Source organism: Leeuwenhoekiella aequorea, from assembly GCF_004104375.1.
GTDB lineage: Bacteria > Bacteroidota > Bacteroidia > Flavobacteriales > Flavobacteriaceae > Leeuwenhoekiella > Leeuwenhoekiella aequorea.
This window is the reverse complement of record NZ_QOVM01000002.1, coordinates 252,849-275,461: the sequence shown is the minus strand read 5'-3', so window position 1 is coordinate 275,461 and position 22,613 is coordinate 252,849. Positions and strand designations below refer to the sequence as shown.

At 34.8% G+C, this 22,613-nt stretch carries 23 protein-coding genes and 1 riboswitch; of the genes, 7 read left to right on the top strand and 16 right to left on the bottom strand.

Annotated elements, in window-relative coordinates; all coding sequences use genetic code 11:
- Nucleotides 1–6: 6 nt before the first annotated feature.
- Complete coding sequence (locus DSM00_RS05255) at nucleotides 7–477, bottom strand: nucleoside deaminase (protein WP_128756978.1); 471 nt, start codon at nucleotides 475–477, stop codon at nucleotides 7–9.
- 159 nt (nucleotides 478–636) lie between these two features.
- Nucleotides 637–734: riboswitch (SAM-I-IV-variant riboswitch) on the top strand.
- Nucleotides 735–782: 48 nt separating this feature from the next.
- On the opposite strand from DSM00_RS05255, the gene DSM00_RS05250 reads away from it, so the two are divergent.
- Nucleotides 783–2,096 (top strand): Na+/H+ antiporter NhaC family protein, encoded by a 1,314-nt coding sequence (locus DSM00_RS05250; RefSeq protein WP_128756977.1) that lies wholly within the window; start codon nucleotides 783–785, stop codon nucleotides 2,094–2,096.
- A 26-nt stretch (nucleotides 2,097–2,122) separates the two neighbouring features.
- On the opposite strand, the gene DSM00_RS05245 is transcribed toward DSM00_RS05250, so the two are convergent.
- Entirely contained in the window at nucleotides 2,123–2,722 is a 600-nt protein-coding gene (locus DSM00_RS05245) for a DUF6642 family protein (protein WP_128756976.1), read from the bottom strand.
- Between the two features lie 275 nt (nucleotides 2,723–2,997).
- Between DSM00_RS05245 and DSM00_RS05240 the strand changes: the two genes are divergently transcribed.
- Both DSM00_RS05240 and DSM00_RS05235 read left to right on the top strand, forming a co-directional pair.
- Nucleotides 2,998–3,558, top strand: coding sequence for a DUF4494 domain-containing protein (locus DSM00_RS05240; RefSeq protein WP_128756975.1), 561 nt, complete (start codon nucleotides 2,998–3,000; stop codon nucleotides 3,556–3,558).
- Between the two features lie 172 nt (nucleotides 3,559–3,730).
- On the top strand, nucleotides 3,731–4,372 hold the full coding sequence (locus DSM00_RS05235; RefSeq protein WP_128756974.1) for a thiamine phosphate synthase: 642 nt from the start codon (nucleotides 3,731–3,733) through the stop codon (nucleotides 4,370–4,372).
- 64 nt (nucleotides 4,373–4,436) lie between these two features.
- Here the strand turns inward: DSM00_RS05235 and DSM00_RS05230 are convergent, their stop codons facing one another.
- A complete protein-coding gene (locus DSM00_RS05230; RefSeq protein ID WP_128756973.1) occupies nucleotides 4,437–4,628 on the bottom strand; it encodes a cold-shock protein in 192 nt (63 codons plus the stop codon).
- Nucleotides 4,629–4,793: 165 nt separating this feature from the next.
- Between DSM00_RS05230 and DSM00_RS05225 the strand changes: the two genes are divergently transcribed.
- Nucleotides 4,794–5,693: an EamA family transporter gene (locus DSM00_RS05225; RefSeq protein WP_128756972.1), complete on the top strand. Its 900-nt coding sequence runs from the start codon at nucleotides 4,794–4,796 to the stop codon at nucleotides 5,691–5,693.
- A gap of 22 nt (nucleotides 5,694–5,715) precedes the next feature.
- Here the strand turns inward: DSM00_RS05225 and DSM00_RS05220 are convergent, their stop codons facing one another.
- From DSM00_RS05220 to DSM00_RS05185, 8 genes are all read right to left on the bottom strand, one after another.
- On the bottom strand, nucleotides 5,716–6,642 hold the full coding sequence (locus tag DSM00_RS05220; RefSeq protein WP_128756971.1) for an EamA family transporter: 927 nt from the start codon (nucleotides 6,640–6,642) through the stop codon (nucleotides 5,716–5,718).
- A 100-nt stretch (nucleotides 6,643–6,742) separates the two neighbouring features.
- The gene (locus tag DSM00_RS05215) at nucleotides 6,743–7,279 is read right to left on the bottom strand and encodes a hypothetical protein (protein WP_128756970.1); all 537 of its coding nucleotides are present in this window, start codon (nucleotides 7,277–7,279) and stop codon (nucleotides 6,743–6,745) included.
- Between the two features lie 111 nt (nucleotides 7,280–7,390).
- The gene (locus tag DSM00_RS05210; protein WP_128756969.1) at nucleotides 7,391–8,335 is read right to left on the bottom strand and encodes a YeiH family protein; all 945 of its coding nucleotides are present in this window, start codon (nucleotides 8,333–8,335) and stop codon (nucleotides 7,391–7,393) included.
- A gap of 84 nt (nucleotides 8,336–8,419) precedes the next feature.
- Nucleotides 8,420–9,316 carry a LysR family transcriptional regulator gene (locus DSM00_RS05205; protein WP_128756968.1) on the bottom strand — a complete coding sequence of 299 codons (897 nt, stop codon included), beginning with the start codon at nucleotides 9,314–9,316 and terminating at the stop codon, nucleotides 8,420–8,422.
- 93 nt (nucleotides 9,317–9,409) lie between these two features.
- On the bottom strand, nucleotides 9,410–9,898 hold the full coding sequence (locus DSM00_RS05200) for a peptide-methionine (S)-S-oxide reductase (RefSeq protein WP_128756967.1): 489 nt from the start codon (nucleotides 9,896–9,898) through the stop codon (nucleotides 9,410–9,412).
- A 2-nt stretch (nucleotides 9,899–9,900) separates the two neighbouring features.
- Nucleotides 9,901–10,167, bottom strand: a complete 267-nt coding sequence (locus tag DSM00_RS05195) for a peptide methionine sulfoxide reductase (RefSeq protein WP_128756966.1) — start codon at nucleotides 10,165–10,167, stop codon at nucleotides 9,901–9,903.
- Entirely contained in the window at nucleotides 10,167–11,729 is a 1,563-nt protein-coding gene (locus tag DSM00_RS05190; protein WP_128756965.1) for a protein adenylyltransferase SelO, read from the bottom strand. The genes DSM00_RS05195 and DSM00_RS05190 overlap by 1 nt, the downstream gene beginning before the upstream one ends.
- Nucleotides 11,730–11,835: 106 nt before the next feature.
- The gene (locus tag DSM00_RS05185) at nucleotides 11,836–13,866 is read right to left on the bottom strand and encodes a fibronectin type III domain-containing protein (protein WP_128756964.1); all 2,031 of its coding nucleotides are present in this window, start codon (nucleotides 13,864–13,866) and stop codon (nucleotides 11,836–11,838) included.
- Between the two features lie 294 nt (nucleotides 13,867–14,160).
- On the opposite strand from DSM00_RS05185, the gene DSM00_RS05180 reads away from it, so the two are divergent.
- Nucleotides 14,161–14,433 carry a YtxH domain-containing protein gene (locus DSM00_RS05180; protein WP_128756963.1) on the top strand — a complete coding sequence of 91 codons (273 nt, stop codon included), beginning with the start codon at nucleotides 14,161–14,163 and terminating at the stop codon, nucleotides 14,431–14,433.
- 127 nt (nucleotides 14,434–14,560) lie between these two features.
- Entirely contained in the window at nucleotides 14,561–15,460 is a 900-nt protein-coding gene (locus DSM00_RS05175; protein ID WP_128756962.1) for a DUF6268 family outer membrane beta-barrel protein, read from the top strand.
- On the opposite strand, the gene DSM00_RS15745 is transcribed toward DSM00_RS05175, so the two are convergent.
- The 5 genes from DSM00_RS15745 to DSM00_RS05155 form a co-directional block, all read right to left on the bottom strand.
- On the bottom strand, nucleotides 15,457–16,017 hold the full coding sequence (locus tag DSM00_RS15745) for a UDP-3-O-(3-hydroxymyristoyl)glucosamine N-acyltransferase (RefSeq protein WP_317127834.1): 561 nt from the start codon (nucleotides 16,015–16,017) through the stop codon (nucleotides 15,457–15,459). The two genes, DSM00_RS05175 and DSM00_RS15745, sit on opposite strands and share 4 nt — an antisense overlap.
- A gap of 12 nt (nucleotides 16,018–16,029) precedes the next feature.
- The gene (locus DSM00_RS15740; protein WP_317127831.1) at nucleotides 16,030–16,446 is read right to left on the bottom strand and encodes an LpxD N-terminal domain-containing protein; all 417 of its coding nucleotides are present in this window, start codon (nucleotides 16,444–16,446) and stop codon (nucleotides 16,030–16,032) included.
- Between the two features lie 216 nt (nucleotides 16,447–16,662).
- Nucleotides 16,663–16,887: a VF530 family protein gene (locus DSM00_RS05165; protein WP_128756961.1), complete on the bottom strand. Its 225-nt coding sequence runs from the start codon at nucleotides 16,885–16,887 to the stop codon at nucleotides 16,663–16,665.
- Nucleotides 16,888–16,889: 2 nt separating this feature from the next.
- Complete coding sequence (locus tag DSM00_RS05160) at nucleotides 16,890–18,440, bottom strand: SDR family NAD(P)-dependent oxidoreductase (protein ID WP_128756960.1); 1,551 nt, start codon at nucleotides 18,438–18,440, stop codon at nucleotides 16,890–16,892.
- Nucleotides 18,441–18,560: 120 nt separating this feature from the next.
- Nucleotides 18,561–18,755 (bottom strand): cold-shock protein, encoded by a 195-nt coding sequence (locus DSM00_RS05155; protein WP_028375283.1) that lies wholly within the window; start codon nucleotides 18,753–18,755, stop codon nucleotides 18,561–18,563.
- Between the two features lie 507 nt (nucleotides 18,756–19,262).
- Here DSM00_RS05155 and treS point away from each other — a divergent pair.
- Nucleotides 19,263–22,565, top strand: a complete 3,303-nt coding sequence (treS, locus tag DSM00_RS05150; RefSeq protein WP_128756959.1) for a maltose alpha-D-glucosyltransferase — start codon at nucleotides 19,263–19,265, stop codon at nucleotides 22,563–22,565.
- Nucleotides 22,566–22,613 lie beyond the last annotated feature (48 nt).

Here is a 22,613-nt window from a genome sequence, read left to right as displayed (position 1 = left end):
CAAATATTAATACTCCGTTTTATCTTCTTTCTTCGTCCATTCCTGAAATGGTTTTATAGCAATTTCCGGAGCTAATTGTTCAAATGGGATGCTGCGTTTTTCGTAAGGTAATGGTATTTCCTTGTAAATAAAGGCATCGTCAAAACCTATGTTAGCTGCGTCTTGTTGACTGCTTCCGTAGTACACTTTTTCAGGTCTCGCCCAGTAGATCGCACCCAAGCACATTGGACAAGGTTCGCAGGAAGTATAAATTGTACAGCCATCCAGTTGAAACGAATTCAAATTTTTACATGCGTCACGTATAGCAGTAACTTCTGCATGTGCGGTGGGATCATTTGTAGAAGTTACTTTATTATTTCCCTTACCTATAATTTTCCCATCTTTAACAATCACACAACCAAAGGGACCGCCTTCATTATTTTGCATTCCGCGTAAAGCTGCATTCACAGCTTCTAACATAAAATCTTCATTGCTCATTTCAATCTAGTTTTAGGCAAATATACGCGCAATTGTAATTTTTAGATCTAATCACTTCCCTCCTAGTCTTACCAATTTTTCACATTTACTATAGAAAACTAAATTTTAACTTTTAATATACTTTTATTCAATTTTCCCGTATTACTTTTGCCGCCTTAAATTAATTATCCAGAATCTCATAAGGGAGATAGCAACCTGCAATAACAAGCAAGGTGCTAAAATAGATAAGCCAATTACTTGGAAAAAATGTTAACGCATAAGTCTATGTAATTTTTGCTATTTCCTTTTGAGTACAAAATTGTAAAATGGCAGAACTCAAGATAACCCCAAAATTCTCAGCTCTAATTCCTCTATTTGTATTTGTATTTACCTTTCTTGGTGTAGGTATTTATCAAAATGACTTCTATGCACTTCCTGCTCCTATCGCAGTTATTGTAGGCATTGTTGTGGCATTTATACTATTTAGACAATCTATAAATGAAAAGATTGACATCTTACTAAAAGGCTGCGGAGACGATAAAATTTTGACGATGTGCTTAATTTATTTACTCGCTGGTGCTTTTGCTGCAATTACAAATGCTACGGGTAGTGTAGATGCTATTGTAAATATGGGACTCGATTATATTGCGATAGAGTATATCTACGTAGGTATTTTTGTGATTGCCGGCTTTCTTTCGGTTTCTACAGGAACTTCTGTAGGCGCTATTGTTTCCCTCGCTCCTATTGTGGTAGGTTTTGCAGCCAGTAGTGATGCGGAGCTCGCTATACTTTCGGGCGCATTGCTGGGTGGTAGTATGTTTGGGGATAATTTATCGGTTATATCAGACACAACTATAGCAGCTACACAATCTCTGGGCACAAAAATGAGTGATAAATTCAAGCAGAATATAAAAATTGCGGTTCCGGCTGCTGTAGGTACTCTTGTAATTTTAATCTATCAGGGAATTGATCTTACCGGAGCAGCAGCAAACACTACCGATTATAATTATGAGGTGATTAAAATTCTACCTTATATTCTAGTAATTGCGCTTTCGATAGTAGGTCTTAATGTCTTTATCACTCTATTTCTAGGCGTTATTGCTGCAGGAATTCTAGGTATAGGTTATGGAGATTTTACACTTATAGAATCTACTAAAATCGCTTACGAAGGTTTTACTAATATGACCGAAATATTCTTACTTTCACTTCTTACTGGAGGTCTTGCTGCTCTAGTAGCAAGTAATGGCGGTATCGAATTTATTCTGGTAACAATTAAGAAGCTTATTAAAAACAAAAAAACGGCACAACTGGGGATTGCTGCTTTGGTTAGTTCGATAAATATGGCGATTGCAAACAATACGGTGTCTATCATTATCGCCGGTCCTATCGCAAAAACTATTAATGATGAGTACCATTTAGATAACAAAAAAACAGCTTCTATTCTCGATATTTTTGCTTGTATTATACAAGGACTCTTGCCCTACGGAGCGCAGGTGTTGATGATATTAAGTTTTGCAAAAGGAACGCTTAATTACTTGGATTTAATGGCAAATACCTGGTATTTACTATTATTACTGCTATATACGTTACTTTTTATATTACTGAAACCATTCCGTAACGCAAAATCACAACGCAGTTAGATGGATATCTTATATTAGTCGAAACTTTAGTAATACATTCTAAAATCCAACATTTTGCAAGCGGCATACTGTTTTTGATGTAATTTTTCTACCACTTCAAAAATATCATCATCCTCTTTAAACAGGTTAAAAAATAGTTTATCTAGGTTGGAGCTGCTTAACCCATCAACACTATTTCCATAGCCAGAAACCGCTTTTGCGTTAGTTATATCCAGAAAATATTGTGCTTCTTCTTCATCCAGATCCAGCACCTTAGCACTAGAAAAATGAACAATTTTTCCTCGCAACTTTCCTTCAAATAGCTCAGCTATTTCTTGAAAACTGTAGTAATAATCATTTAAACAAATACTATTAGCTTCCCCAGCCATCACCAGGTAAATAATTTCGTATTCTTTAAAATAATGATCGGCTAAAACCAGCGTATTTAAACTCGCCTCTAGACCTTCTATGGTATCGCAAGTTTGATAGATACTTGCTATACCAAATTGCAGCGCAAGTTCTTCAAGGCTTTTTTGTGCCTGTGTAACTTGATTTGATTCTACATCAGAGACGCCTTCTAAACAATAAATAAATTTATCAGGATCTAAGTCGTGTTCTTGGGGTAATTGCCTTCTGTTTTCTAACACATTTATAATTTTATGCGAATGCTTGCAAATATAGAAATTAGCCGTCTTTTTCACCCAAGCATTACACATAGGTATCTTAAAATACTTCTAGGCGATGGTGAAGCTTTCTAATTAATACAAGTGGTAAATTAAAATCAGAATCCGCTTTAAAATAGGTAACCCGCTACCACCTAGCTGAATAAAAAATAGCTTTTCAGATTGTGAATATCTATCTCTTTTTTTGAAGTATTTGCTATAGGCTAAATCCTATTTTTGAATTTCTAAAATTGAAAATTATGAGTGCAACTTGGTATGAATGTAAGGTAAAATATAGAAAATTTGATGAAGCGTCAGCCACGCAAAAGGTGAAAACAGAACCTTTTCTTGTAGATGCAGTTTCTTATACCGAAGCAGAAAGCCGTATTACTGAAGAGATGGCTGCGTATCTAATGGAAGGTGAAGAAATTAAAATCACCAATATTAAAGTAGCAAACTTCGCAGAGATTCATCCTTTTGAAAATAGTGATCGCTGGTTTAAATCAAAAATATCATTAATCGCATTTGACGAAGAAAGTGGTAAAGAGCGTAAAACGAATATGTATTTGCTGGTACAGGCAAATGATGTAAAAGAGGCTTATGAAAATACGCTGACTACTATGAAAGATACTATGGGAGAATTTACAATTCCTGCTGTTTCTGAATCTCCTATTGTAGATGTATTTCCATATTTCTCAGGTGATGAAGATGAATCTGAACGTCTTGAAAAGTTTACGCGCCTAAAGGAATCTATACCTACGTACAACGATGAAAATGAAGAATTGGCAATGGCTGACTCGCTTACCGTAGAAGCCGAATAACGTAAAACACGCTCAAATTATTCGTTGATTTATATTTTAAAACAAAGTCCCGGTATTCCGGGACTTTGTTTTTTAGGCTTATATGAAGTTAAAATATTCTTTGTTTACTTCTCGTCCTTTCTATAAAACACAACTGTATATTTACAAATACTAAAGCTTTAATATCTATAAGATGATCATACCTAAACTCCATTATAAATCACAAGGAAAAACGCCTGAAGAACAACTGGAACATATTCAGAAAGCGTGTACATCTGGTATTGAGCTGGTACAGTTAGACTTTGATAGTTCTTCGGAAAAGCAATATTTAAAGTTAGTGCAAGACGTGAGAGCACTTACAGCACATTATCAAACCCGGTTAATTCTAACTGATAATTATAAAATTGCCAGAGAAGTTAAAGCAGACGGCGTATTTTTTGAGTTTATAGAAAAAGGTGTATTGCAAACTGCTAGAAATCATATCTGCACCTGGCAGATTATCGGTGCTAAAGCCACAAATTTGCTGGAGTGTGAACAGTTAATTGAAGCAAACATAGATTATATAAATCTTGCTCCCTTTGAAACAGCAGATAAAACTGTGGAGCCAAAAAGTCTCGGTAAAATGGGCTATCAATTAATTACTGAAGCTTTAGAAACACAAACTCCGGTATTGGGATCGGTAGGAATTCAAAAGAGAGCTGTTAAAGATCTTTTGGAGGCTGGTATTTCTGGAGTTATACTTTCAGATGAGATTACAGCAGATTTCAACCGAATTAAAATTTACAATCAATTACTGGGAGCATCTGCTACAGATGAGCAGCGACATACTTTCTAGTTATAAAAACAAAAACGCCCATCAAAAAATTGATGGGCGTTTATTTCTTACTTAAATGTATGTATTAGATCACGCGTACGTTTACTGCATTTAATCCTTTGTTACCTTCTTTAAGATCGAATTCAACTTTGTCGCCTTCACGAACTTCGTCAACTAATCCAGAAATGTGAACAAAGTGGTCTTTTTCAACACCTTCTTCTGTAATAAATCCAAATCCTTTGGTCTCGTTGAAAAATTTTACTGTTCCGTTATTCATAATAATATTTAATGTTTAATAATTACTCTATAGTATTCAACTATGGTGCCAAAATTACGTTTAAAAGATGCCAATCACTATGAATTAGCCTTTTAATTAGTTTTTTTATTTATTAACTGCTTTTTTGGGTTTTAGACACAGATTGTAAAAACTTATATTCGCGAAATGTGGATGTATTTAGGCCTTCTTGCGGCCCTCTTTCTTGGTTTACACAATTTATGTAAAAAGCACGCTGTACGAGAAAATGCCGTTCTTCCTGTTTTATTAGGAACTTTATGTTCTGGATTTGCACTTTTACTCCCTTTCTATATAGGTTCTGTATATTTTCCAGAATCAACAAAAGAGTTGGGTTTTTATATAACTGAAATTCCCTGGAACGTACACGGGTTTATAATTATTAAAGCTGCGATAATGGCCACCTCTTGGATTCTGGCCTATGAAGCGCTAAAGCATTTGCCTATAACAATTGTCACGCCCATACGCTCAGCAGGTCCGTTTTTTACATTTATAGGTGCTTTATTAATTTATCAAGAACAGCCCAATTCATTACAGTGGCTGGGATTTTTTGTTATCATTTTTTCGGTGATACTTTATTCAAAGATTGGAAAACGCGAAGGAATCATATTTAAAAGAAACAAATGGATTTTAGCCATAGTGATTGCAACTTTCTTGGGAGCATCTAGCGGTTTATATGATAAATTCCTTGTCCAAAGCTTAGTCTTAAATCCACAGACTTTACAATTTTGGTTTTGCTGGTACACCATATTGATTCTACTAACAATTCTTTTAATCACCTGGTTTCCGAAAGCTGAAAAAAGAAAGACTTTTACATTTAGGTGGTCAATTATTGCCGTGGGTGTATTACTTCAAACTGCAGATTATTTTTATTTTAAAGCGCTACAGGATCCTGAAGCTTTGATTATGCTGCTTTCAGCAATTAAACGAAGTCAGTTTATCATTGCGGTTGTACTGGGAGGAATTCTATTTAAAGAGAAAAACAAACGTAAAAAACTGGTTCCGTTAACCGGAATTCTTATTGGCGTGTTCTTAATATTATATTCGTAGAAACCAGAAAAGCATTTTAAGGTTACTCTTCAGCTACCAGCATTTCTGCTTCCTTGTCGCCTTTACTTTTTCCGGCATTTATAAAATAGACACCTGTTAATAGGATTGCAGCAGCAACTACAGATTGGGTAGTGACGGTCTCGTGTAAAAAATACCAACCTAAAAACATAGCAATAATAGGATTTACGTAAGCAGATGTTGACACTTTTTCTGTATCCACATTCTTAAGTAAATAATTAAAAGCTGAAAAAGCCGCAATACTTCCGAAGAGAATAAGACAAGTAAGTGCAATTTGAGTACGACTCGTCCAGTTTAACGGGCTACTCCACTCCTCGCCTAGTGAAGCGCTTGCAATGATAAGAACTAACCCCGCTGCAGTCATTTGATACGCTGTTGAAACAAAATGATTCTTTGGAGTTTCCACTTTTGCCACAAATAAACTCCCTGAGCTCCAGCTTAAAATTGCAGTTAAAGCCAGTCCCACACCCAACCAGAAATTAGGCTCTATACTCAAGCGACGTTGGGTTATAAGTAATAACATACCTATCAATCCTAAAACGACTCCAGCAATAGTCATTTTTTTTAATTTTCTCTTTTGAATTACCATCATTATTAAAATGATAAATAGCGGATACATCGAGGCAATTAAAGCACCAAAACCACTATCTATATATTTTAATGCCCACACAAAAACGCCATTACCTACAGATAAAAATAAAATACCGGCCAATATAGAATTACCCAACTGCTTTTTTGAAATGCGTAAGGAATGACCTAAAGAGGCTGCAATACCAAATATTATAAGTCCGGCAGTACAAAATCGAAAACCACCTAACATAAAGGGAGGCAACTCGGTAACCGCCATTTTATTCCATAAATAGGTAGAACCCCAAAATACATAAATTGCAAAAAAAGCAAGAAGGATAAGGGTAGGTTTTTTTTGTAACATCAGTGCAAATTAGGTTTAGGTTGAAGTAGCTAAAAAACCGACAATATTAGACTATTGCCGGTTTCTAAATAATTAAATTATTGGTCTAAATAAAATACTATTAAATACCTAAAATCTTAGCATCTACGGCAAATACACTTAAAATATCTATTTGAACATCTTCATCGATAACTTCGTCAGTTACACTTTGAATACGCAAATTAAAACTGTCTTTTTTAATGTATTCTTTTAGATCGGCATCGGTTGTATCGAGATTAATAACACCGGTGGCATTTGCCGACACAGGGTTTAATACCGCCAATGATATCTCATCAACTCCTTCTGCTGAAATAAATATTTCAATAGACTCTAAAAAGCTAAATGTCTTATCTGTCGGGGTTGTAATTGTAAGACGCATACTTTTTAAGTTGATGTCTTCAATCAAATCTTTATTGGTATTGTTTGATTCAAATACAGATTCTGAATTAGTCTGCATTGCCGGAGTTTCAACGGTAAACGGCAAATTCACTAACGAATTTGATGGTATTGTTACGCTGCTTTCATAATCCAGATCAAATTTTGTAAGATCATCAAGCGCATCACATTGTAGAGAGAGCGCAGCGATTGCAAGTACTATTAGAGGTTTAAAAATTTTCATTACTAAGTAAATAAGGGTTTATATTATCTACGCATAATTATGAATTTCAGTTTTTATAGCTCGTTAATAGGCTTTAATTTAACATCAAATAAAACGTAAGACGAGTTACATTTAATTCATTATTACCAGTAATGAACTCACAGCTATAAATATCCATAGACCTATGCCTAGTAGAATAGGCTTCATCCCTACATCTTTAAGTAACTTAAAATTTAGAGTACTTCCTATTAGAAATAATACTAACGTGAGCGAAATTTTTGATGCGGAAACTATATACGGAGCTGCAACTTGCACCGGATTTAAGTAGGTACTTGCCACGATTGCAAGGATAAAAAACAGAATAAAATAAGGAATGATTATACTACGCGAATTTCCCTTAGAAAAGAGAACAAAAAATATAGAGACCGGGATAATCCATAATGCACGAGCTAGTTTAACCGTTGCGGCAACTTGTAAAGCTTCATTACCGTACACATTTGCAGCACCTATAACCGAACTCGTATCGTGAATGGCTATTGCACACCACATACCAAATTGATGTTGCGTCATCTCAAATAAATGTCCCAATGCAGGAAATACAAAAAGGGCTATCGAATTAAGCATAAATACAATACCCAGACCTACCGAAATTTGTTTAGGATTTGCCCGTATGATTGGAGAGATAGCAGCTATTGCACTTCCACCACAGATAGCTGTACCACTGGCGATAAGTTGGGAGATTTTTTTATCAATACCTAAATACTTGCCGGCAACAATACCAAAAAATAGCGTGGTTGTGATAGAAAAAATGGTCAAATTAAAGCCTTCTTTTCCAACTTCAAGAGCATTTTGTAAATTCATACCAAAGCCTAAACCCACCACAGCACACTTCAACAAGACTTGTATTATTTTTTGACTAAGCTCTTCAAATGGATTTTTAACAAGTTGGGCAACGACTAATCCTAATAACAAGGCTAATGGGGCATTGACCCTTGTGGTTAAACATACAATTATTAAAAGACCATATACAATATAGCTAAAATATCTATTTTCAATAATGCGGTCTGCGTAATTCATTTAAACTGTATTTATTCTATCTGATTATAGAACAAATGTACAGGGCAAAGCATGCTAAGTCAAATGATATATTGGCATCTATTATTACAAAATGTTATAGTGATGCGTTATGAAATTGAGAAATATTTGAGCTAATTCATTTTTGTAACCTTGCTTAGCGATATAGTTAAAGGTTCTTTTTATGGTGAAATCTTCTATATCAAGAATACGCAAATCACCAGATTTTAGCTCATTACTTACTGTGTTTATACTTAAAAATGCAACACTCTCTTTGGCTTTTAAATAGGACTTTATACTTTCTGAGCTTCCTAAGTGCATGTCAACTTGTAGGTCATTAACATCAATCTGAGTTTTCTTAAGCGCATTTATAATAAACTCTAGTGTACCTGATCCTTTTTCGCGCAGCACAAGCGAAAGCTTTTTAAGATGCGCTAATGTAATCGATACCTCTTCATATAAGTGATGGCCTTTTGCAATTACCAGCACAATCTCATCATTCATAAAGGGATGATAAGAAAGTTCGCGGTTTTTTGCTTGACCTTCGATAAAACCTATTTGAGCCTCTTCGTTTAAAATTTGATGTTCAATAACTTCGGTGTTTGCACTAAACAATTTAACCTTTACCCCCGGAAATTGTTTATGAAATTTGGCTAGAATTTCTGGTAAGATATACTGTGCTATTGTTGTGCTTGCAGCGATAGACAAAACGCCTTCTGTTTTATCTATTAATGCATTCATATTAAACTGCATTTCTTTATGAAAATGAAAGAGCTCTTTTACGTGTTTTAAAAGAAGTTCACCAGCTGTCGTGAGAGAAATACTATTTCCTTTACGGTCAAATAAACGTTGATGAAAATGGTCTTCAAGATGCTTTATATGCCTGGTAATTGCTGGCTGCGTAATATGCAATTCGTCTGCAGCCTTAGAGAAACTAAGTCTAGTAGCAACTATTAAAAATACGTAAAGTTTATAGTCTAACATTATAAACAAAAGTAATACAGAATATCAACTTGATGTACATATTCTAAGGTGTATTTGTATAATAAGTTTAGTAAATTATTGTGGAGTATGTTATTAAACTTTTTCAATACAATGAGCGTAGCGGTTTTTTAGAAGGTTTAATTTGGGATTTATATAGCGTTTACAGAAAGGCCTGTCGGGGTTTTTAGCATAGTAATTATGTAAAGATTCTCGAGAGGCAACAAATGATTTGAATGCTAATACCTGAGTGATTATAGGTTTATCAAAATTATTTTGCAGATCTTCTAGTAATTCCAGCACCAATCTCTCATCACTCGAATTGATGAAATACACTGCAGATCTGTACTTTGATCGAAAACTATGATTTGATGAGCTTTTATGTGTTAATAAGTGAATTTCTATAAGAACGCTTAATGGAATAATTTCGGTATTATAGTGTACGATTACAGCTTCAGATAGATTTGAATTAATTCCGGTTGATGCAACATACCCCTGCTCTACTTTTATAACGCCGTTAAGTGCTTGAAAAACGGCTTCTGTACACCAGTGACAACCTCCTCCAAATGCAATTTTAGTAAGCATATTTAAACTGATTTATGAGCTAATAGTTTAAAATTCTGCAAAAAATGAATCACTTTATCTTCAGGCATTTCACAAGGTTTGAGAAGTTCTGTGGTTGATGTGAGGTAATAATTTAAACTGATAAAGTCGTTTCCGCCTAGTTCTTCAGCAAAAATCTTTATACTCTTCCCTTGGTTAAAATCGGTACGAGTAACACCGTAACGCTTACCCTCATATACAACATCTGAAAAACCTGGCTTTATCAAATTTATGTAGTTGAGCAAATTCATTAAGAACTACAAGAAAGCATAGAGCAACCTACCTTATCCCGTGCCCAGTCTGGACGTTTAGCAAACCACTCCTCGTATTCAGACTGATCTTCATAGGGTTTTTTAAGCATATTGTAAAATGTGTCGATAAGCTTATAATTACCCTTTTCTGCATCATTTATAGCTAATTGCGCCATATAATTACGTAAGACATATTTTGGGTTAACAGAATTCATTGCTTGCTGTCGGGCTTCATCACTGCGAGAATCTGCTTGTAAGCGCTGTGAGTAATCTCTAAACCATTGCTTCCATTGAGCTTGTTTTTCGGCATTAATTTCTTCAGGAATATAAAACGCATCCCGTATAAGATTTATTCCATCTATAGAATTGTCCTTTTTGAAATTGGATAATGTTCTGAAAATTATAGTCATATCTGTTTCTGAAAGCTGAAGGCAATTTTCAAAATCGGCTATTAATTTTAAATCAGCATCGGTAGCATGTTCTATTCCTAATTTTGATGCCATCATATCAAGGGATTTCACGGCATAATTGGTTTTATAGCTATCTAAAATTTCTTCCAAACCATCTGCCTCTTCAATAAGCGGAAATAACGCATTTGCGAGCTGGTATAAATTCCATAATCCTATATTGGGTTGATTTCCGAAACGATACCGTTTGTGTTGTCTATCAGTGGTATTGGGCGTCCATCCCCACTCAAAGCCTTCTAGCCATCCATAAGGTCCATAATCGATTGTAAGTCCTAAAATTGACATATTATCTGTATTCATCACGCCGTGAACAAAGCCCACGCGCTGCCAGTTAATAATCATATCTAATGTGCGATCTGTTACCTCTTTGAAAAAAGCTAAATAGGTTTCCTTTGATGGAGACCCCAACTCTTTGTAGAAATTTTTTAGTGTAAAATCTACCAACTTTTTTAAGCCCGCTTTATCATCACGAGCAGTTAAAATTTGAAAATTTCCAAAACGCAAAAAAGATTCTGCCACCCGGCAAACAACCGCTCCTTGTTCATACTCTGCATTTCCATCATACATAACATCTCTAAGCACTTGATCGCCTGTTAATGAAAGTGATAATGCACGTGTTGTAGGCACACCTAAGTGATACATAGCTTCACTCATTAAATACTCCCGTATCGAAGAGCGCAATACAGCAAGACCGTCTGCTGTACGTGAATATGGAGTTTCCCCGGCTCCTTTAAGCTGTAGCGCCCAATGCTTGTCGTTGTGATCTATTTCAAATAAATTGATCGCTCTACCATCACCTAATTGACCAGCCCAATTTCCAAACTGGTGTCCGCCATAGACCATTGCATAGGGAGCTGTATTTTCTAAAACTGAATTTCCGCTAAATAGTCTTAAAAATTTTTCAGATTGAGCTTCCTCTCTCGAAATACCAAGCTCCTCTAGCATTTCATCAGAAACGTGCAGCAGTTGCGGCTGCTTAGTTTGTTTTGGAGTTACAAAAGAATAATACCCTTGTATAACCTGTCTACGTGAATTTTCAAGAACAGGGTCTGCTTCAAGATTATCTGTAAATAAATTATTTATAGTAAAATTCATAGGATCAGTTTTAGAAAGTGTCAGAAAATTAGACATAAAGCGCTATGCATAATTTGTCGCGTAATTTTTATAAACCTATCATATAAACCGTAGTGTTTTCTATAAACTATGGACGGATTTTCTCAACAAAAAAACTTTTTCTTCCATAACTATCCTGAAGATTTGTATGTCTCAAACCACTTGAAATTGAATAGATATCTCCAGACTTACTCATAAAAAGATGAACTGGAAATCCATTGAGATCTTTGAGAGTTACAGTCTTAGAACTTCTATTAAATATAACTGCTTGCTTAGTGAACTCAGCTTCATCTTGATAACTGCTTGTAATTTCAGTATTAAATCCTAAAATTAAATTCGCATTATTGCTCAATCCCGTAGCGGTGTAAGGTTTGTTATAAGATTCTATTTGTGTATACGTTTTTGTCGAATATATACGTTTTGTGGCAGTATTAAGTAGTTCATTTGTTATCGAGTTGTATAGGGGAGTACTGGAACTATTGGCTACAAACGCAATAGGCTTTAGCTGTGGTTGCGATATGAATTGCCCGGAAGAATTCACATTGAGTAATACACTTTGAGCTTCTTTTGAGTGACCAATTAGAATATCCCATTCATTTACAGCAACCATTCTGTACCCATTAAAATTTTGTGAAGTTGTAAAATGGTTCTTAGAATCTATCAAAGTGAATTTTTGATTGTCACGTTTAAAGCTATAGATTTTAGAATTGCTTAAAACCATCCATATGTCTTCCTTAAAGTGGATAACATCTTCTATTAAAAAATTTATACCTGTGCTTAAACTGTATTTATAATGTAAATCGTTAGAATCATAAACTAGTATTTCCCCTCCAGAAACCGCAAGAACTTCATTACCATTATCAGATTGTACATTGCGTAATAAGCTAGAATTACTAGAATTAATCTGTTTGCTGGCAATTGCTAAAGGAGTTCCAGATTGCAAATCATATTTCATCAAATTATAATCGTAGCTTCCAGAATCTACACCGTAGATATAGATAAAATCATTATTTTTGTCAACCAAGTATTTAAATATCCGCTCCACATCCAAAATATTTTCTCTTTTAAAATTGACTTTCACCTCACTTGCGATACTTCTATATTGGGTTGTTGTTTCAAAAATAGTGTATACTTTAATAGTGTAAACCGGATTAGAAAAATAGGGTGGATTATTATCAGTAAATGTTTTTGTATTTATATCATCAACTCTACCTATGACAAAATGATGTTCTCCATACCCGGTTATTCCGGGATCTATATTGCTTACGCTTATTTCATAATAATCAAAAAAACTTCCTTTAAACGGTTCCCAATTGAGTGTAATGGAATTAGTATGTACAGAGGGAGCCAATTGATTAATCGCTGCAATACCTAACTGATTAGTATATATACTCACGAGTTCGCTTTCTCCTAAAATTCCATTTGATGTATAAATTTTTAAATAATAGCATACAGACTCTACAGGTTCAGTAAGCGTGGTATCAGAAAAAGTAGTTTCTGTTTTTAGGTTGCTTGAAAAAATCAGTTCTGCATTTGTTTTTGAGCACGATGTACTTCTATATACCTCATAATTTCTAAAGTCTGCTTCTCCATCATAACCAGACCATTCAAGCATAATCTCTCCGCTATTAAGAGCATCTTGATTTGCTTTAAAACTAGTCGACCATTTGTCTATTTCCTTAGGCTCATACCGTCTAGCCTGTAGATTAATAGTATCTAAACTGCCATCCGCATCAACATCTACCTGTATTTTAAGTTCCAGAACAGTCTCATTTAATTTTGTAATAACAAATTCTTCCGTAGACTGTGCATCTGATAATGTCACGACACCTTGTCTTAATGACCAATTTGCTTCGCTGCGCAATGTATTGCAAGCGCTGTCTTGATACAGAATATCTACATATTTCCAATTTTCTTTAAATTGAAAATAATCCCTTCCACATTCTAAATAATTTACTGGTAATTGTACATTTTGGCCCGTATAAGTACCACTGTAAAATGCCCAAGTTCCAACTAATAACTCTGCGGAGGCATCAGTTACCGCATCATCATAAAAAGATTCTTCAGTAGAAAGTTCATCATCTTTTGAGCAAGAGAAGAGCGTTACTAGTGTGCACACTATCAAGAATCTAAACAGTAGTGATAATTTCGTCATTAGAGATTGGCTATTAAATAATGACAAGTATAAATCAAAAAAAAGTAAATTATAAACTATTTCATTTTCAACATTCTATAAACTTGAAATTACTACTTCCAAAATACAACTTCACGCTATACTAATTTCTAAAATAAAATTGAATGGAAATAAGACAGTTTTAGCTATTGTATTAAACTTATATTAAAGTCTACTGACAATCAGAATAATGGAATGTACTTTGTACTTATAAATTTGAACAACTAAATTTTTTACAATATGAAATCATCTAACAAGAAAACTGGATTAGTAGCACTTTTAGGATTAGCCGGTGGTCTATTCGCATGGTATAAATACAAAAACTCTACTCCTGAAGAGAAAGAAAAGATCAAAAACAAATTGAACGAGGCTGGTGCAAAACTTAAAGAATCATATCAAGATGCTGAAGCAAGACTTAAAGACACCTATACTGAGGTTGAAGATACAGTAGCAGATAACTATGCTAAATTAAAGAATAACATTAAAAATGAATCTGAAAAAATTTCAGGATAGTTTTTAAATAGATTTAATTGCTAAGCGTAATCTTAATTGATTGCGCTTTTTTTATGCCTTCTGGTTTATTGAGGGCTTTAAAAAAAAAAGCATCAAAAACCTATTCTTAAATAAGTATATTCGTTTGATGAATTCTAAAATATTCCTGCTGGCGCTCCTACTGTCTTCCATCACACACGCGCAAAATTATATTGATCTTGCAAATCTCTCCTACTCTACTACATCAAACGCAGATTTTGAGAACTCCAATCAGCAAACCAGCGTCAATGAATTAGAATTTCAAATAACATTTCCTAAAATTCTCGATGATAAAAACACGTTGATTTCCAGTTTGATAATGGAGTCAAATAATTTGAGACTAGATCCAACATTCATTGACAAAACGACTTTGGCTTCATTAAGTATAGCTTTGGGTATAAATCACAAGTATTCAGATCGTCTGGCAATAACATATTTGATTATTCCAAAAATCGCATCAGATCTTGATTTTATTACCACAGATGCTTTTCAATTAGGGGGATTGGCATTAGCAACCCTAAAAAAGAATGAGAATTTTAGCTGGAAATTTGGAATGTATGCTAATTCTGAAAAATTTGGATTGTTTTTAGTTCCTTATGTGGGATTTTACTATACCAGTGCAAATGAGCGATTTGAAGCGTATATTACTACTATAAATGGAGATCTAAATTACATGATCACCGATGAAATTAATATTGGCGGGGATGTAAACGGACTTACATCAAGTTATGCACTAGCTGATCCATATTTTGGAACCAATAAAGAATACTTCGCAAAAAATACAACTGAATTTTTCGCGTATGTGCGTTATCCGCTTTATAAAGGTTTATTCTTAAAAGCTAAAGCGGGTTATTCAATAACACGCACCTATAAAGTTTTTGAAGAAAGTGATAAAGTTGACCTGGGTTTAAGTCTGTTTTATCTAGGCGATAATCGCGATCAATTAAATACGCCTTTAGCTAAAGGCGCATTATTTAAGTTAGAATTACTTTATCGCTTTCAACTTTAATTTTTACCTAGTTTACGTACAGCAGCCCACTCTCTAAGTTTATCTCTTGATTCTGTTGCAGGGTATCCAAGCATCGTTTTACCTGCAGCTACATCACCCATTACTCCAGAGCCTGCAGCTATAACTGCACCAGCATGTATAGTTGTGTGATCTTTAATAGAAGCGCTACCGCCTATGATAACACCGTCACCTAAAGTTACCGAACCAGCTAAGCCACTATGACCTGCCATTATACAACATCTTCCTAAAATACAATTGTGACCTATTTGTACGAGGTTATCGATTTTGCATCCGTCACCTATTATTGTTGAATCAAATTTAGCTCGATCTACACAAGAATTGGCTCCTATTTCAACAGCATTACCAATTACAACATTTCCAATATGAATAATTTTAATTAAACCGCGACCATCTTCACTAGGTCGATAACCAAAACCATCAGCACCAATACTTACATTATTATGAAAAATGCAATATGAACCTATTTGAGAGCGCTCTCTAATGACCGTTCCCGGCCATATAACTGTTTTCAGACCTATTTTTGAATCGTCAAGGATAGTAACATTAGGTTAAATAACTACTTCGTCTTCAATAATAACATTTGCTCCAATGTAACATCCCGCTCCTATTGAAACATCCTTTCCTATTTGAGCAGAATGATGTACGGTAGCAAGTGGATGAATGTCTGCCTCAATATAAGGTGCTTCAGGTTCAAAAAGTGCAAGGAGTTTTGCCATCGCTAAATCTGCATTAGATACCACGAGCAGTGGTTTATCTCCGGAAACTAGATGTTGTAGATTTTCACTTATTACAATTGCTCCTGCATTAGATGAGTTATATAATTTTGCATGCTTTGAAGTACCTATAAAGCTTACTTGTTTTTCTGTAGCTTTCTCTAAATGGTTAAGACCAGTAAATTGTACACTGGTTTTCCCTATTTGTTTTGCATCAAGTAAGGTTGTAATCTGTTCTATAGAAAAGTTCATCGTAATAGTTTTAGATAAATTTGTAATCAAATTTCACCATCAAGAGGAATTCTCCCATTAAAAGCTTCCGAAGATACTTATAATATTCCATCTCTTTGTAAACCTAAAAACGAATCTGAAAATAAATACAAAAAAATAGCTTGACGGAGGCGTCAAGCTATTTTTCACTAAACTATACAAGACTGACTAGCTAAGAATATAAAAATAGATATCTAATTAATTGTCACTAATATTCTTTGTGCGTAAATATAGATTTTCTACCTTTTCTCTCGCCCATTCCGTTTTTCTCAAAAATTTTAAACTTGAGTTGATCGATGGATTAGATTTAAAGCTGTTGATTTTTATACGATTTGCTAGTTCCTCCCAGCCATAATGTGCAACCAGGCGCTCAAGAATAACTTTTAAAGTAATACCGTGTAAAGGATTGTTTGGTTGTTCCATAATTACCAGTCTATAGGGAAATAATCTTTTAAAAATTTACCGCTCCAGTGTTTCCCTGTATTAATGCCATCAAATAACGGATCAATTACGCGTGCTGCACCATCCACTATATCTAAGGGTGGTTGAAAATCGTGCTCTTCAATTTTTCGTTTTGCTAGTTCGGCAGGATCTTCATCGGTTACCCAACCCGTATCTACAGCATTTATATAAATACCTTCTTTTGCAAGACTTCCAGCCGCTGTATGTGTTAACATATTTAGCGCAGCTTTAGCCATATTAGTATGTGGATGCCTATCCTCTTTAAAAAATCTATGGAATTTACCTTCCATAGCTGAAACATTTATGATATGTTTTTTACCTGTATGATCTTTCTTCATTATTTCTGAAAGACGGTTACATAATACAAATGGTGCTACAGAATTTACGAGCTGAACCTCGATCATTTCTGTAGTTTCAATTTCACCTAGTTTAAGTCGCCAGCTATTGGTTTTACGCAAATCTACTTGTTGCAAGTCGGCATCCAGTTTACCCTCCGGAAATACTTCTGAAGCCTGTAATGAATTGTCAAAACTATACGGGATTTGCGATAATTTCGCTGAAGCACGTATTCCAATTCCAGGTTCGGGTCCGTGCCAGGTAACCGGCATATTGCGATTTGCACTAGCAGTTGTACCTAATGATTTCAGTTCGTCTAAACATTCAATATGATCCTGAAGTGTCTGACTCACGTATTTTGGTAATTCGCAAAATGGTTTTTCCTCATTTGCCATTAAATGCTGGTAAAATCCGGAAGGTCTTCGCACCGTTTGGGCTGCGTTATTTATCAATATATCCAGACGCTCATAGCGTTGTTCAATATAGTTACAGAATATTTCAACACTAGGAATATGTCTAAGATCAAGACCGTGAATTTTAAGACGATCTGCCCATTTATGGTAATCATCTTCCTTAGAAAATCGTATTGCAGAATCTACCGGAAAACGTGTTGTAGCCACCACCGTTGCTCCCGCCCGCAATAACATTAAAGTTATATGATAACCTATTTTTAAACGCGAACCGGTGATTATAGCAACCTGCCCAGTTAAATCTGCATTTTGAAAACGTTTTGCGTAATTAAAATCACCACACTCGGTACACATGGTGTCGTAATAGTGATGAAGCTTTGTAAATTCAGTTTTACAAACATAACAGTTACGTGGCGTTTGTAATTCTTGAGTCTCAATAGCACTTAGATCTGCTGCTGCAAGAAGTTTTGGCGCAGTAAATATTGATGCCTCCCGGGCACTGCGTATTCCGGTTTCTTTACGCGCAGCTTTGTCTCTAGCTGCTTGTTTTCGCTTTTGAGCTTTCTTAGCATCTTTCTTTCTTCGTGAAAATTCATCTCTATTTGGTCGGGATAATTTTCCTGAAGATTTTAACAGCGCTATGCGCTGCTCTTTGGGTAACTCAAAAATAAGGTTAGTATTGGTATTAAGGTGTTCTAATACCGCAATGCAATTAGCAATATCCTCTTCGCTAAACGAATTGGTAAATTCTGATTCTTGTTCTAACATTCTTGTAATAGGTACTAATAATCTTCAAAATTAATTGAAATTAATGGGCAAACTTGAATTTTAAGACATAAAAAAAGCCCTCATAAAGAAGGCTTTTTAGCTTTTTAACTGTCTATATGATTAGTCAATCACACGTACATTAATCGCGTTGATTCCTTTTTTACCTCTTTCGGTTTCAAATTCTACGCGGTCGTTTTCGCGTACTTCGTCAATAAGACCACTTGCGTGTACAAAAACATCCTCGTCAGATCCTTCAGGTTTAATAAATCCAAAACCTTTAGCGTTATTAAAAAATTTTACTGTTCCTTCTTTCATTACGTTTACTCTATTATTAATTAATTTATTTACAAATCGTTGTATTGCATTCATACTTTAAAATTACAACTAAAACCTATATATGCTTTCTGGTTTTAATTTTTAAATTACAGGGATTTTAAAAGGTTCTGATGTTTTAGAACTATGGAAGAAGTAGTATTTGAATCTCATAAGTGAAGAAGACTTCACCCGTATTTAAATTGAAACTTGCCTCGAGAGCTTTTTACTTATAAAATGTGTACTGCACTATTGCTATTAAAAGATTTATTTGCAGTTGTTACGTTGTCATTTAAATAATTTAACGATACAAATATAGACTAATTTATGTATACAATGCATTAAATTCTATTTATCTGTTTTTTAATACTCAAAAGACATTTAATACTACACTAACCTTGGTGAGAGCTCTTAATTTATTTGACCTTTAAATATTATTTAACGGGTTGTTTTTAATGGCTTCTTTACTTTTATAGCTCACACATATTAATCTTCAATCTAGAAAAGCATATGGCCAACATACTCACGGAAGACGATCAAAAAAACTGGTATAAAGATGCCATCATTTATGAATTACATATCAAAGCTTTTTTTGACAGTAATGGTGATGGCATTGGAGATTTTGAAGGCTTATTACAAAAGCTAGATTATCTAGAAGACTTGGGAGTTACGGCAATCTGGCTCCTCCCCTTTTATCCTTCTCCATTACGCGATGATGGTTATGATATTGCAGATTATTATACTATTAATAAGTCCTATGGAGAAATTGAAGACTTCAAGAGATTTATTGAAGAGGCACACAACCGGGGTTTACAAGTAATTACTGAGCTTGTTATAAATCACACTTCAGATCAGCATGAATGGTTTCAACGTTCAAGAAAAGCTGAAATAGGTTCTAAATACAGAGATTATTATGTGTGGAGTGATACAGTTGAGAAATATGAAGATGCTCGTATCATTTTTACAGATACAGAACCTTCAAACTGGACCTGGGATGCAGAGGCTAATGCCTATTACTGGCATCGATTTTTTTCACATCAACCAGATCTTAATTTTGATAATCCCGAAGTACAGGAAGAGGTCTTTAATATTATGGATTTCTGGTGTGAGCTTGGTGTAGATGGTTTTAGACTTGATGCCGTACCCTATTTATTTGAACGTGATGGTACAAATTGTGAAAATCTACCTGAAACTCACGTATTCCTTAAAAAACTTAGAGCACGTATAGATGCCAAATATGATAATAAACTCTTACTCGCCGAAGCAAATATGTGGCCAGAAGATTCTGCAGCCTATTTTGGCGATGGTGATGAGTGTCATATGAATTATCACTTCCCTATTATGCCTCGTATGTTTATGGCTGTAAAGATGGAAGACCGGTATCCTATTATAGATATTATAGATCAAACTCCAGATATTCCCGAAGCTTGCCAATGGGCAATTTTCTTGCGGAATCACGATGAATTAACCTTAGAGATGGTTACTGATGAGGAGCGGGATTATATGTATAAAGTATACTCTCAAGATCCCAAAGCCAAGATAAATGTCGGAATTCGCAGACGTCTGGCGCCATTACTGGATAATAACAGAAGTAAGATCGAACTTATGAATGTTCTTCTTTTCTCATTACCTGGTACACCAGTTCTTTATTATGGAGATGAGATAGGTATGGGAGATAATTTTTATCTAGGGGATCGCGATGGTGTGCGTACACCGATGCAATGGACAGCAGATCGTAATGCGGGTTTTTCTATGGCTAATCCTCAAAGGTTATACTTGCCTACTATAATTGATCCGCAGTATCGTGCAGAATCTGTAAATGTCGAAGCCCAGCAAATGAATCCTTCATCGCTTCTATGGTGGATGAAGCGTATATTAAATATGCGTAAAAATTATAAAGCATTTGGTCGTGGGGATATTCATTTCCTTTCTCCTTCAAACGCTAAAATTCTAACGTTTACCAGATCGTATCAAGGGGAAACTATACTCGTATTAGCAAACCTCTCTCGTTTTTCACAAGCTGTTGAACTTGAATTAGACGAATTTAAAGACTACACCCCGGTTGAAGTCTTCAGCCGAAATAAATTTCCTAAAATCACAAATCAGCCCTATTTATTTACATTAGCTCCGCACGGTTATTATTGGTTTTCACTTACAGCTCCAGACATTTTTGAGCAAGAGAACCCGGTTAAAGAACTAACTATTAAAAGCTGGGAAAATTTATTCAATACGAAGAACAGCAAATATCTCGAAGAAAAAGTACTGCCACTTTATTTTAATGATAAATACTGGTTTGGAGCTCAAGATCGCATTGTTCAGAGAATTTCTATAACTAATAAACTAGATCTTTCCTTACCAGAGTTGCCGATAAAAAATCTTATTATCGAGGTTATCTTTAATGAGGGGCTTCCAGAAATTTATCAATTACCGGTTTGTTTCGTAGAGAATTCAAAGGAACACCTGGTTGAAAATATTCCGAATACAGGAATTATAGCAAAGCTGAAGTTAGAAAAGCAGGAAGGCCTACTGGTAGATGCTGTTTATGTAGAACCTTTTAGAACCTTCTTATTTAATGCACTTCAAGAAAACAAATCGTTACGTCTTAGTAAGGAAAGCCTAAACTTTAAAAAAGGAACAGTTTCTCCTGATGCTGAATTAAAACACGTTAATTCACGCTTGTTAGAGACTAAACAAAGTAATACTTCAATAATTTATGAGCATCGTTATTTTCTAAAACTATACCGCAGGTTAGATAGTACGATAAACCCAGATGCAGAAATCTCACAATACCTTACCGAAACGGTTGAGTTTAAAAATACACCAGATTACATGGGAAGTATCATGTATGCAACTCAGAATAAAAATAATGTTGTATTAGGGATGATGCAGGATGTGGTAATTAATGCTGGCACCGGTTGGGAAAATACCACTGATGAAGCAGAGCGCTACATTGAACGTGTTGAAACACAAGAACACCCACATCAATTTCAATTACACGCTGCTCTGCGTACGGTACCGCTATTGTTTGAGAATTTAACCAATCGTGAGCAAGAGCTAATTGAAAATATTATTCCAGAGCGCTTGAGTCTATTAGGAAAGCGCAGTGCAGAAATGCATATAGCTCTATCTAATCTCAAAGGATTTTCTGGGTTAGAGCAAGAACCTTTTTCATTACATTATCAGCGCTCATTATATTCCTCCTTGCAGAGTTTAACACGCGAAGCTTTTACGACACTTAAAAAAGAATTACCAGCACTACCCGATCACATCGGTGAAGAGGCGAGTCAGATTTTAAAGCGGAAAGACGAAATTTTGCATTGCTTCAAACGTGTATTTAAACACAAAATAGATACTTTAAAAATACGTACACACGGAGATTTCCAATTGAAAAATTTACTGTGGACCGGAAAGGATTTTATATTTATAAATTTTGAAGGTGATCCTTCTAAAGCATTTAGTGAACGCCGTATTTTAAGGTCGGGCTTACGTGATATTGCCTCGATGATTCGTTCTTTTCATTATGCAGCTTATGAACCTTTATTAAAGAAAAATTTTAGAGAAGAATTTGATGATGAAGATCAAGAAAAATGGGCAGATGCCTGGTATTATTATGCAACTCGATTTTATCTCAATGGGTATATAAACACTATAAAAAATACCTCGCTAATTCCTCAAAATAAAGATGATTACAGAGTTGTTTTAGAGACTTTTCTGCTTGAGAAGGCCTTACTAGAACTTATTAACGAACTTAAAATGAAATCCAACAGATCGCTGGTAGCACTTCGTGGTATTAAGACAATTCTGAATAGTTAATTTAAAAGAATGATCTAAAAAAAAAGAGTTCAACAATAAGTTGGACTC